Origin of the sequence: Enterobacter cloacae complex sp. ECL352 (assembly GCF_020149545.1) — a bacterium.
Classification (GTDB): Bacteria; Pseudomonadota; Gammaproteobacteria; order Enterobacterales; family Enterobacteriaceae; genus Enterobacter; species Enterobacter asburiae_B.
This window is the reverse complement of sequence record NZ_CP083709.1, coordinates 2,353,902-2,366,100: the sequence shown is the minus strand read 5'-3', so window position 1 is coordinate 2,366,100 and position 12,199 is coordinate 2,353,902. Positions and strand designations below refer to the sequence as shown.

Genomic DNA, 12,199 nt, shown 5'->3' with positions numbered 1-12,199 from the left:
TCGCAAGCGGGTTTTTAGTTCAGCACAAACTTCTCGATGGCATAAGCCACGCCGTCTTCGAGGTTGGATTTGGTCACGAAGTTAGCCACTTCTTTCACCGATGGGATCGCGTTATCCATCGCCACGCCCATACCGGCGAATTCAATCATCGCGATGTCATTTTCCTGGTCGCCCAGCGCCATGATCTCGTCCTGTTTAATGCCCAGCGCATCGGCCAGTGATTTGACACCGGTGCCTTTATTGACGCGTTTATCGAGGATTTCGAGGAAGTACGGTGCACTTTTCAGCACGGTGTACTTCTCTTTTACCTCCGCCGGAATGCGCGCAATCGCTTTATCCAGGATCTCCGGCTCGTCGATCATCATTACTTTCAGGAACTGCGTCGCCGGGTCCATTTTCTCCGCTTCACAGAACACCAGCGGAATGGTCGCAACGTAGGATTCATGTACCGTGTAGTAGCTGATATCGCGGTTGGCGGTATAGAGCGTATTGCGATCGAGCGCGTGGAAGTGGGAACCCACTTCACGGGACAGTTTTTCCAGGAACAGATAGTCTTCGTAGCTCAGCGCGGTTTGCGCAACCGTACTGCCATCTGCGGCTTTCTGCACCAGCGCGCCGTTATAGGTGATGCAGTAGTCGCCCGGCTGATTCATGTGCAGCTCTTTCAGGTAGCTGTGTACACCCGCATACGGACGTCCCGTGGTCAGGACCACATTCACGCCCTTAGCGCGCGCCGCGGCGATCGCGTTTTTAACGGCTGGAGAGATGGTGTGGTCTGGCAGCAGCAGCGTGCCGTCCATGTCGATTGCAATGAGTTTGATAGCCATGAGTTCCCCGGAATAAATGAGTGCTGCCTCATGCTAACGCGATTAAGCACACAAAAATAGAGCTATATTGCGCAACAGGAATGCCCCTTTTACGCTTATTCCGGGGAACGAAGGCTTACTCGCGGGTGAGCACAATTTTACCGAACGCGCCGCGATCCAGATGTTCAAACGCCTGTTCAAGCTCGTTAAAACGGTAGCGATGCTCAATCACCGGCTTCAGCCCCGTGACGTCAACAGCGCGGACAAAATCTTCCAGCGCCCGGCGGTGCCCCACGCCAATCCCCTGAATGACGGGGGATTTCAGCAGCAGTTCGCCAGCAGAGAGGGTAATCTCCGTCCCGGCGAGCACGCCAATGACGGAGATACGTCCGTGAACGGCAACGGCGCGCAGGGAATGCTTCAGGTTCTCTCCACCGACGGTTTCGATAATATGGTCGATACCGCGATCCTGCGTGAGCGCCAGCGTATTTTCAGCCCAGTCGCCTTTCAGCCGGTTGATGCCGTGGCTGGCCCCCAGCGTTTTGGCCAGCGCCAGTTTCTCATCGCTCCCCGAGGTGACAAACACCTCCGCGCCGTGCGCTTTTGCAATCTGAAGGGCGAAGATCGCCACGCCGCCCGTGCCCTGCACCAGCACCGATTGCCCGGCGCGCAGCTGGCCGCGCTCCACCAGCGCAAACCAGGCGGTAAGCCCTGCGCAGGGTAAGGTGCTGGCCTCGGCGTCATCCAGGGTCTCCGGAGAGGCCACCAGCGCGTCTTCCTTCAAAATCACATACTCGGACAGCATGCCCTGGAAGTATCCACCGGACGTTTTATAGGGCAGATTGCGCGCGTCCGCCTGCGGCTTACCGTCGATCCACTCCGGGAAGAAGGTTGAGATGACGCGCGCGCCGGGCTGGAAGCGCGTAACGCCTTCACCAATGCTGTCCACCACGCCCGCCATGTCAGACGCCGGGGTAAACGGGAAGGAAAGCGGGATCGGCATTGTGCCTTCAACAACCATTTTATCGCGATAGTTAAGCGCAACGGCATTTACCCTTACGCGCACTTCACCCGGACCTGGCTGTGGAACGGGCGCCTGAGTCAGCTGGAGGTTCTCGCGCCCGAGGGCATCCATGGACCAGCGTTGCATTGTCTCTGTCATTTTATTTCTCCTGCCATCAGATAAGCTTTAGTCCTGACAGTCTACCGTTGACTAAAGGTCGCCAGTGGCGATAAGTTTTCTCTTTATTGACGCCATAACAGATACAATCCATGACCGATACGCTGAAGGATATTCCTGTTTTCGTGGCCGCCGTTGAGGCGGGAAGTTTCGCGCAGGCCGCGATTCGCCTGCATTTGTCACGTTCGGCGGTCGGAAAAAGCATCGCTCGCCTCGAACAGCGGCTTGGGGTACGTCTTTTTCAGCGCACCACCCGCAGCCAGAGTCTGACCGATAACGGCGCCCTTTTTTATGAACGCTGTCTGCGCGCGCTGGAGGAGATTCGGGGTGCGGAATCGCTGCTTGAAACGGGGAAACAGCAGGTCAGCGGCCGCCTGCGCGTTTCCATGCCGGTGCTGTTTGGTCGCCAGTGCGTCGCCCCCTTGCTGATAGCGCTGGCGCAGGAACACCCCGGGCTTGAACTGGAAATGTCATTCAGCGACCGCGTGGTGGATCTGGTCGAGGAAGGGTTTGATATGGCGGTGCGTAACGGCACGCTTCAGGACAGCAGCGTGCTGGTCGCCAGAAAGCTGGGAGAACACCGCATGGTGCTGTGCGCCGCGCCGGAGTATCTGCTGAAGAAAGGCCAGCCACAAAGCGTTAATGATTTATCCCAGCATACGGCCATTAACTATTTGAGCGCAGGCAGAGTGTTGTCCTGGCAGCTGATGGATAACGAAGGAACGTCGCACACCTTTACACCCCGATCGTCGCTCAATATGGATGATTTGCAGGCGATCTGCGACGCCGCGCTGGCCGGACACGGCATTGCATGGCTGCCCTGCTGGATGGTCGTCAAAGATATTCACCAGGGTAAACTCGTCCCGCTCCTGAAGCAGGCACCGGATGTGCATTTCAACGTTCATGCGGTGTGGCAGCAGACGCCGCATCTGCCGCTGAGGGTAAGAATAGCGATAGATACGCTGGCGAGCCGTTTACCGGCAGCGATGTCACTGGACCTTCCAGCGCCCATAAAAAAGCCGCGCTAAAAGCGCGGCCAGTTATCGTGCGGTATAACGACGATTAAATATCGATATTTGCCGCTTTCAGGGCGTTCTCTTCGATGAAGGCACGACGTGGTTCAACCGCATCGCCCATCAGGGTCGTGAACAGCTGGTCCGCAGCAATCGCGTCTTTAACGGTGACGCGCAGCATGCGGCGGCTTTCCGGATCCATGGTGGTTTCCCACAGCTGGTCCGGGTTCATTTCGCCCAGACCTTTATAGCGCTGGATCGCAAGACCACGACGAGACTCTTTCACCAGCCAGTCCAGCGCCTGCTCGAAGCTGGTTACCGGCTGACGACGTTCGCCACGCTCGATGAACGCATCGTCTTCGATCAGGCCGCGCAGCGTCTCGCCGAGCGTGCAGATACGACGGTATTCCGGACCGGTCACAAACTCGTGCTCCAGCGGATAGTCGGTGTCAACGCCGTGGGTACGCACGCGAATAATAGGCTCGAACTGCTTATCGGCGTTCTGCTGGATATCGCATTTCCACATGCTGCCGTGCTGCTCTTTTTCGTTCAGATCGGTCACCAGGGCATTCACCCAGCGGGTCACGGTCTGCTCGTCGCTCAGATCGGCTTCGGTCAGGGTTGGCTGATAAACCAGCTCCTTCAGCAGCGTTTTCGGATAACGGCGTTCCATACGCGTAATCATTTTCTGCGTGGCGTTGAACTCGGAAACCAGACGCTCCAGCGGCTCACCGGCCAGTGCAGGGGCGTGCGAGTTCGCGTGCAGGGTCGCGCCATCAAGGGCGATCGCGATTTGGTACTGATCCATCGCTTCGTCGTCTTTAATGTACTGTTCCTGCTTGCCTTTCTTCACCTTGTACAGCGGCGGCTGTGCAATGTAGACGTGACCACGCTCAACGATTTCAGGCATCTGACGATAGAAGAAGGTCAACAGCAGCGTACGAATGTGCGAGCCGTCGACGTCCGCATCGGTCATGATGATGATGCTGTGGTAGCGCAGTTTGTCCGGGTTGTACTCATCACGGCCGATGCCGCAGCCCAGCGCGGTGATGAGCGTCGCCACTTCCTGAGAAGAGAGCATCTTGTCGAAACGGGCTTTCTCAACGTTGAGGATTTTACCCTTCAGCGGCAGGATAGCCTGATTCTTACGGTTACGGCCCTGCTTCGCAGAACCGCCCGCGGAGTCCCCTTCCACGAGGTACAGTTCGGACAGCGCCGGGTCACGTTCCTGACAGTCAGCCAGTTTGCCCGGCAGGCCTGCTAAGTCCAGCGCGCCTTTACGACGGGTCATTTCACGGGCTTTACGCGCCGCTTCACGGGCACGCGCCGCATCGATAATTTTACCCACCACGATTTTCGCGTCGGACGGGTTTTCCAGCAGGTATTCGCTCAGCAGTTCGTTCATCTGCTGTTCAACCGCCGATTTCACCTCGGAAGAGACCAGCTTGTCTTTGGTCTGGGAGGAGAACTTCGGATCCGGCACCTTCACGGAGACAACGGCAATCAGGCCTTCACGGGCGTCATCACCGGTGGCGCTGACTTTTGCTTTCTTGCTGTAGCCTTCTTTGTCCATGTAGGCGTTCAGGGTACGGGTCATTGCCGCACGGAAGCCTGCAAGGTGCGTACCGCCGTCACGCTGTGGAATGTTGTTGGTGAAGCAGTAGATGTTTTCCTGAAAACCGTCGTTCCACTGCAGCGCCACTTCCACGCCGATACCGTCTTTTTCGGTTGAGAAGTAGAAGATATTCGGGTGAATAGGCGTTTTGTTCTTGTTCAGATACTCAACGAACGCCTTGATACCGCCTTCGTAGTGGAAGTGGTCTTCTTTGCCGTCACGCTTGTCGCGCAGGCGGATAGAGACGCCGGAGTTCAGGAACGACAGTTCACGCAGGCGTTTCGCCAGGATGTCGTACTCGAATTCGGTGACGTTGGTGAAGGTTTCATGGCTCGGCCAGAAACGCACCATGGTACCGGTTTTGTCGGTATCGCCGGTAACGGCCAGCGGTGCCTGCGGCACGCCGTGCGTATAGAGCTGACGGTGAATTTTGCCTTCGCGCTGGATAACCAGCTCCAGCTTCTGCGACAGGGCGTTAACCACGGAGACGCCTACGCCGTGCAGGCCGCCGGAAACTTTATAGGAGTTATCGTCAAACTTACCGCCTGCGTGCAGCACGGTCATGATCACTTCCGCAGCAGAGACGCCCTCTTCCGGGTGAATACCGGTTGGGATGCCACGACCATCATCGGTGACGGAGACGGAGTTGTCCGCATGGATGGTGACCACGATGTCTTTACAGTGACCCGCGAGCGCTTCGTCGATAGCGTTATCTACCACCTCGAATACCATGTGGTGCAGACCGGTGCCGTCATCCGTGTCGCCGATATACATACCCGGGCGCTTACGCACCGCATCCAGCCCTTTCAGGACTTTGATACTGGAGGAGTCATAAGAATTCGACATCAACGTTTCTCGCTCATTTCAACTTGGGTTAATCCGTTATTTTACCCTTTTCCACGGTAAACATCTTCGAATTTTCGTCCGACATGTCTATAACGTGTTCAGCGCTAATGGCGCTGACGAAAACCTGCGACTGCGTGGCTTTTAAGCGGCTGGCAAGCAGCCCGCGCCGCGCGTCGTCAAGTTCCGAGGCAAAATCATCTATCAGGTACAGGCAGCGTCTTCCGCTCTCGCGGGTGAGAAACTCCCCCTGTGCCAGGCGCAGCGCGCACATCAGGAGCTTGAGCTGCCCGCGCGACAGCGTGTCTTCCACCGGTGCACCGTCGGCACGAATGCGGAAATCCGCCTTGTGCGGGCCGTGCGCGGTGTAGGTCAACATGCGGTCACGCTCGAAGCTTCTCTCTAACACCTCGGCATAATCCGTCTCTTTCTCCCAGCCGCGCTGGAAAGAGAAGGTGAGAGAGAACTCGGGTAAAAACTGTTTGCAGGTGTCGGCCATATCTTCGGCGATACCTGCGCTGTATTCGGCACGCCAGTTGCTGATTTGTTCCGCGAGAGGGATTAACTCCATGTCCCACGGACGCAGCTGGGCGTAACGGGTAACCTGGCGCAGTGCAGCGTTACGCTGCTTGAGCAGACGCTTCAGGTTGCTCCAGGCGTTAAAGAAACCGGCTTCGTTGTGAAAGCATCCCCAGTCGAGGAACGCTCTTCTGTATTTGGGGCCGCCGTTGAGTAAAGTAAACCCCTCCGGCGTAATCAGCTGCATTGGCATCAGCAGCGCCAGCTCCGCCACTTTATGGCCGTCGGTGCCGTCGATGCGCACCTTGCTGTCGCCCTGCTTGTCTTTGGTCAGGCCGATCGCGGTTTCCCGCTCCGCTCCCTGCAAACGCCCGTGCAGGACAAAGGATTCCTGCTCGTGGCGAATGACGCGACCAATCTGCAAACTGCGAAACGCCCGACCGTGGCCGAGCGTATAGATGGCCTCAAGCACGCTGGTTTTGCCGCTGCCGTTTGCGCCAACCAGGAAGTTAAAGCCAGGGGATAAAGCGAGATCCGCGCTTTCAATATTGCGAAAGTCGCGGATCAACAGACGGGTGAGCGACATTACAGTCTCATTGGCATGACAACATAAGCAGCCGACTGTGATGCGGCATCTTCAATCTGTACGCTTGAAACGGAGTCGGTCAGTAGAATGCGCACGTTTTCGCATTTCAGCGCATTCAGCACATCCAGCACGTAGCTGACGTTAAAGCCGATTTCCATCTCGGTTCCGGCGTAGGTGACGTCCAGAATCTCTTCTGCCTCTTCCTGCTCCGGGTTGTTAGCGGTGATTTTGATCTGGTTTTCACTCACGTACAGGCGCACGCCGCGGAATTTCTCGTTGGAGAGAATGGCCGCACGGGCAAAGGCCTGCTTGAGGCTATCGCAGCCCGCTTCCAGCGTTTTGTCCGGGTTCTTCGGCAATACGCGGCGATAATCCGGGAAACGACCGTCAACCAGCTTAGACGTGAAGACAAAATCGCCCACGTGTGCGCGGATGTTGTTGCTGCCGATCTGCACGCGCAGCGGCGTGTCGCCGCCGTCGAGCATACGCATCAGCTCAATCACCCCTTTACGCGGCACGATCACCGAATGGTTTGGCAGCGCGTCGCCAATCGGCATAGAACAGACCGCCAGACGGTGGCCGTCGGTGGCTACGGTACGCAGCTCTTCACCTTCGGTTTCGAACAGCATGCCGTTTAAGTAGTAACGGACGTCCTGATGCGCCATGGAGAACTGCGTGGCTTCAATCAGACGCTTCATCGTCGCCTGCGGCAGGGTGAATTCAACTTCGCTCTGCCAGTCGTCCAGGTTCGGGAAGTCCGCAGCAGGCAGCGTGGAGAGCGAGAAACGGCTGCGGCCAGAGCGCACCAGCATACGGTCGCCTTCCAGCTGCACGGCGATTTCAGCGCCTTCCGGCAGCCCGCGGCAGATATCAAAGAATTTACGTGCCGGAACCGTGGTCGCGCCCGCGTCGTGCGGCTGCGTCAGCGTAACGCGCGCGATCATTTCCATTTCCAGATCTGTACCGGTCAGCGACAGCGTACCGTCCGCGACCTGAAGCAGCAGGTTTCCGAGAATAGGCAGCGTTGGGCGGCCACCTAATGGGCCACTCACCTGTTGCAGCGGTTTTAATAAATGTTCACGTTCAACGGTAAATTTCATAGCGTCACGATGATAATGTTCTGATTAAATTGGAAAAATCTTCTTTTATGTCGTGGCTTTCTTCGCGTAACTGCTCAATCTTACGACAAGCGTGCAGCACGGTCGTATGGTCACGGCCACCAAACGCATCTCCGATTTCCGGCAGACTGTGGTTGGTTAACTCCTTTGCCAGCGCCATCGCCATCTGACGCGGACGCGCCACCGAGCGGGAACGACGTTTAGACAGTAAATCTGCCACTTTGATCTTGTAGTACTCAGCCACCGTCTTTTGAATATTGTCGATAGTGACCAGTTTTTCCTGCAATGCCAGCAAATCGCGCAGCGCTTCACGCACAAAATCGATGGTGATCGCACGACCGGTGAAGTTGGCATTGGCGATAACGCGGTTCAGCGCCCCTTCCAGCTCACGCACGTTGGAGCGCAGACGCTTGGCAATGAAGAACGCCACTTCGCCCGGCAGGCGAATGTCGTTTTCATCGGCTTTCTTCATCAGGATCGCGACGCGGGTTTCCAGCTCCGGTGGCTCGATCGCCACGGTCAGGCCCCAGCCGAAGCGGGATTTCAGACGATCTTCAACACCGTTGATCTCTTTTGGATAACGATCCGAGGTCAAAATGATCTGCTGATTGCCTTCCAGCAGGGCATTAAAGGTGTGGAAAAACTCTTCCTGCGATCGTTCTTTATTGGCAAAGAACTGGATGTCATCGATGAGCAGCGCGTCAACAGAACGATAGTAGCGTTTAAACTCTTCGATCGCATTGTTTTGCAGGGCTTTTACCATGTCCTGAACGAAGCGTTCGGAGTGCATATACACCACTTTGGCATTGGGCTTGCGCGCCATAATGCCGTTACCCACCGCATGCAGCAGGTGCGTTTTACCCAGACCCGTGCCGCCATAAAGGAACAGCGGGTTGTAGGCCCCACCGGGGTTATCAGCAACCTGACGAGCCGCCGCGCGCGCCAGCTGGTTCGACTTACCTTCAACGAAGTTATCGAACGTGTGTTTCACGTTAACGTTAGAGCGGTAGGTTGGCTCAGCCGGTGCAGGGACATTATCCCAGCCCTGACGAGCGGGTGCGACGCGAGGGGCCGGAGCAGGCGCGGCCTGAGCGGGCGCTGCTACGTTCACGGTTTCACGGACGGTTTGGGTGACCGGCTTTGTGCCCACTTCAAAGCGCAGCTGCGGGGCATCTGACCCGCAGAAATCGTTCAGCAGTCCATTGATGTTATTAAGGTACTTGTCCCTTACCCAATCGAGCACAAAACGGTTTGGCGCATACAAAGCCAGCGTGTTATCGCTCAGTTCCGCCTGCAACGGGCGGATCCACATACTGAATTCTGTGGCTGGTAACTCATCCTGCAATCGGGCAAGACACTGCTGCCAAAGCGAAAGTGACACGGCGGACTCCACTCGAACAATAAAAGAAAACTATTGAATATTCATGATTGTTGGCGCACATCGACATGACCCTGTGCAAAAGGGTGATGTGCGAACCGCTATCTGCGGTTATACACTTCATCGTTCAAGCCGTCTCTGCGTTGGCTGCACTCGCTCGCCCCAGTCACGTACTTGTGTACGCTCCAGGGGACTCGCTCCTTTGCCGCCTTGATACAGCGTGAACGATTTTGTGTCATACCCGGCCAGGATCGCTGGATCCCGATCGGGACCGCGGATCATAGCCTAAACTGAGCCAGAGATCTTCTGTTTCTCACAGATTCTTCCCGATTTATCCACAGGAAGATCCGGAACCGGATAAGTGTAAACGATCCTGGCGCCAGTGCCCCACGATTTAGTCCGCATATTGGAAAAATTAATGAGCACAGACAATTTATTGCTTAAATGATCTAACGAAGATCCGGGACGATCCTTGCGCTTTGTTGGCGAGGCCGTATAATCCTCGACCCGGCGCGTGATGCTCATCTTCCTGCGTCGTCCGTTGCTCATTTTCCACGCGAAAACGTGCGGAAATACGCGGGAAATAAGGAAAGAGAATTGACTCCGGAGTGTACAATTATTACAATCCGGCCTCTTTAATCACCCACGCTGAGGCGTTAGTCGTTCGAAACTCGTTCGGGTATACGCAAAAGTCAGTGAATTTATTCAAGTTTAGGTAGAAATCGCCATGAAACGCACTTTTCAACCGTCTGTACTGAAGCGCAACCGTTCTCACGGCTTCCGTGCTCGTATGGCTACTAAAAATGGTCGTCAGGTTCTGGCACGTCGTCGTGCTAAAGGCCGCGCTCGTCTGACCGTTTCCAAGTAATAAAGCTAACCCCTGAGTGGTTAAGCTAGCATTTCCCAGGGAGTTACGTTTGTTAACTCCCGCTCATTTCACTTTCGTCTTCCAGCAGCCACTACGGGCTGGCACGCCGCAAATCACCATCCTCGGCCGCCAAAATTCGCTGGGGCATCCCCGCATCGGTCTCACAGTCGCCAAGAAAAATGTTAAGCGTGCGCATGAACGCAATCGGATTAAACGTCTGACGCGTGAAAGCTTCCGTTTACGTCAGCACGAACTGCCTTCAATGGATTTCGTGGTGGTGGCGAAGAAAGGGGTTGCCGACCTCGATAACCGTGCTCTCTCGGAAGCGTTGGAAAAATTATGGCGCCGCCACTGTCGCCTGGCTCACGGGTCCTGATAGCCCTCATTCGGGTCTATCAACGCCTGATTAGTCCGCTACTCGGGCCGCACTGCCGTTTCACACCAACATGCTCAAGCTACGGAATTGAGGCATTGCGCAGGTTTGGAGTGATAAAAGGCAGTTGGTTGACGGTGAAACGCGTATTAAAATGCCACCCTTTACACCCCGGTGGAGACGACCCCGTCCCCCCAGGACCCTTTGATACCAGAGAACACTAACGATGGATTCGCAACGCAATCTTCTTATCATCGCTTTGTTGTTCGTGTCTTTCATGATCTGGCAGGCATGGGAGCAGGATAAAAATCCTCAACCCCAGCAGCAGACCACGCAGACTACGACCACCGCAGCGGGTAGCGCCGCCGACCAGGGCGTACCGGCCAGTGGCCAGGGGAAACAGATTACGGTTAAGACCGATGTGCTTGAGCTGACAATCAACACCCGTGGTGGTGATGTTGAGCAGGCGCTGCTGTTGACCTACCCGAAAGAGCTGAAGTCTAACGAACCGTTCCAGTTACTGGAAACCACGCCTGAGTTTATCTACCAGGCGCAGAGCGGCCTGACCGGTCGTGATGGCCCGGATAACCCGGCTAACGGTGCGCGTCCACTGTATAACGTCGAGAGCGACACCTTTGTACTGGCTGATGGTCAGAACGAACTCGCGATCCCGATGACGTACACCGACGCCGCAGGCAACACCTTCACTAAAACCTTCACCCTGAAACGCGGTGAATATGCGGTGAACGTGGGCTACAGCGTACAGAACGCCAGTGCGAAACCACTGGAGCTGTCGACCTTTGGCCAGCTGAAGCAGTCCATCAATCTGCCGTCTCACCGTGACACCGGAAGCAGCAACTTTGCGCTGCATACCTTCCGTGGCGCGGCGTACTCCACGCCAGACGCGAAGTATGAGAAATACAAATTCGACACCATTGCCGATAACGAAAACCTGAACGTTAGTTCCAAAGGCGGTTGGGTTGCGATGCTGCAACAGTATTTCGCAACGGCCTGGATCCCAAACAACGACGGTACGAATAACTTCTATACCGCGAACCTGGGTAACGGTCTTGCAGCTATCGGCTACAAATCTCAGCCGGTTCTGGTTCAGCCGGGTCAAACCGGTAAGATGGCAAGCACCCTGTGGGTCGGCCCGGAAATTCAGGACAAAATGGCCGCTGTTGCGCCGCACCTGGATCTGACCGTTGATTACGGCTGGTTGTGGTTCATCTCTCAGCCGCTGTTTAAGCTGCTGAAGTTCATCCACAGCTTCCTGGGTAACTGGGGCTTCTCCATCATCGTTATCACCTTCATCGTTCGTGGCATCATGTACCCGCTGACTAAAGCGCAGTACACCTCCATGGCGAAGATGCGTATGCTGCAGCCGAAGATTGCGGCGATGCGTGAGCGTCTGGGCGATGACAAACAGCGTCAGAGCCAGGAAATGATGGCCCTGTATAAAGCAGAGAAAGTAAACCCACTGGGTGGTTGCTTCCCGCTGCTGATTCAGATGCCAATCTTCCTTGCGCTGTACTACATGCTGATGGGTTCCGTTGAGCTGCGCCACGCGCCGTTCGCACTGTGGATCCATGACCTGTCCGCACAGGACCCGTACTACATCCTGCCGATCCTGATGGGCGTGACGATGTTCTTCATCCAGAAGATGTCGCCGACCACCGTGACCGACCCGATGCAGCAGAAGATCATGACCTTTATGCCGGTCATCTTCACCGTGTTCTTCCTGTGGTTCCCGTCAGGTCTGGTGTTGTACTATATCGTCAGCAACCTGGTGACCATCATCCAGCAGCAGCTGATTTACCGTGGTCTGGAAAAACGTGGCCTGCATAGCCGCGAAAAGAAAAAGTCCTGATTCGGTAAGTTAACGCTAAAATAAGGGCGG

At 55.8% G+C, this 12,199-nt stretch carries 11 protein-coding genes; 5 read left to right on the top strand and 6 right to left on the bottom strand.

Annotated features, from left to right (window positions below; genetic code table 11):
- Positions 1-14 precede the first annotated feature (14 nt).
- A complete protein-coding gene (yidA, locus tag LBF07_RS11535) occupies positions 15-827 on the bottom strand; it encodes a sugar-phosphatase (RefSeq protein ID WP_094935443.1) in 813 nt (270 codons plus the stop codon).
- A 115-nt stretch (positions 828-942) separates the two neighbouring features.
- Positions 943-1,968, bottom strand: coding sequence for an NAD(P)-dependent alcohol dehydrogenase (locus LBF07_RS11530; protein ID WP_094935442.1), 1,026 nt, complete (start codon positions 1,966-1,968; stop codon positions 943-945).
- A 110-nt stretch (positions 1,969-2,078) separates the two neighbouring features.
- Between LBF07_RS11530 and LBF07_RS11525 the strand changes: the two genes are divergently transcribed.
- Positions 2,079-3,014: a LysR family transcriptional regulator gene (locus LBF07_RS11525; RefSeq protein ID WP_033144355.1), complete on the top strand. Its 936-nt coding sequence runs from the start codon at positions 2,079-2,081 to the stop codon at positions 3,012-3,014.
- Between the two features lie 34 nt (positions 3,015-3,048).
- On the opposite strand, the gene gyrB is transcribed toward LBF07_RS11525, so the two are convergent.
- The 4 genes from gyrB to dnaA are packed head-to-tail and all read right to left on the bottom strand — an operon-like array spanning position 3,049 to position 9,061.
- Entirely contained in the window at positions 3,049-5,460 is a 2,412-nt protein-coding gene (gene gyrB, locus LBF07_RS11520) for a DNA topoisomerase (ATP-hydrolyzing) subunit B (RefSeq protein WP_087822896.1), read from the bottom strand.
- Positions 5,461-5,488: 28 nt separating this feature from the next.
- The gene (recF, locus tag LBF07_RS11515; protein ID WP_023309805.1) at positions 5,489-6,562 is read right to left on the bottom strand and encodes a DNA replication/repair protein RecF; all 1,074 of its coding nucleotides are present in this window, start codon (positions 6,560-6,562) and stop codon (positions 5,489-5,491) included.
- A complete protein-coding gene (dnaN, locus tag LBF07_RS11510; RefSeq protein WP_023309804.1) occupies positions 6,562-7,662 on the bottom strand; it encodes a DNA polymerase III subunit beta in 1,101 nt (366 codons plus the stop codon). Before dnaN ends, recF begins: the two co-directional genes overlap by 1 nt.
- A 4-nt stretch (positions 7,663-7,666) precedes the next feature.
- Complete coding sequence (dnaA, locus tag LBF07_RS11505; RefSeq protein WP_010426558.1) at positions 7,667-9,061, bottom strand: chromosomal replication initiator protein DnaA; 1,395 nt, start codon at positions 9,059-9,061, stop codon at positions 7,667-7,669.
- Positions 9,062-9,785: 724 nt separating this feature from the next.
- Here dnaA and rpmH point away from each other — a divergent pair.
- Genes rpmH through yidC form a run of 4 tightly spaced genes read left to right on the top strand, consistent with a single transcriptional unit; the run spans position 9,786 to position 12,169 of the window.
- Positions 9,786-9,926: a 50S ribosomal protein L34 gene (gene rpmH, locus LBF07_RS11500; protein ID WP_000831330.1), complete on the top strand. Its 141-nt coding sequence runs from the start codon at positions 9,786-9,788 to the stop codon at positions 9,924-9,926.
- 16 nt (positions 9,927-9,942) lie between these two features.
- The gene (gene rnpA, locus LBF07_RS11495) at positions 9,943-10,302 is read left to right on the top strand and encodes a ribonuclease P protein component (RefSeq protein ID WP_032640303.1); all 360 of its coding nucleotides are present in this window, start codon (positions 9,943-9,945) and stop codon (positions 10,300-10,302) included.
- Entirely contained in the window at positions 10,266-10,523 is a 258-nt protein-coding gene (gene yidD / locus LBF07_RS11490) for a membrane protein insertion efficiency factor YidD (protein WP_001307474.1), read from the top strand. Before rnpA ends, yidD begins: the two co-directional genes overlap by 37 nt.
- Positions 10,524-10,525: 2 nt before the next feature.
- A complete protein-coding gene (gene yidC / locus LBF07_RS11485) occupies positions 10,526-12,169 on the top strand; it encodes a membrane protein insertase YidC (RefSeq protein WP_033144356.1) in 1,644 nt (547 codons plus the stop codon).
- Positions 12,170-12,199: the final 30 nt, after the last annotated feature.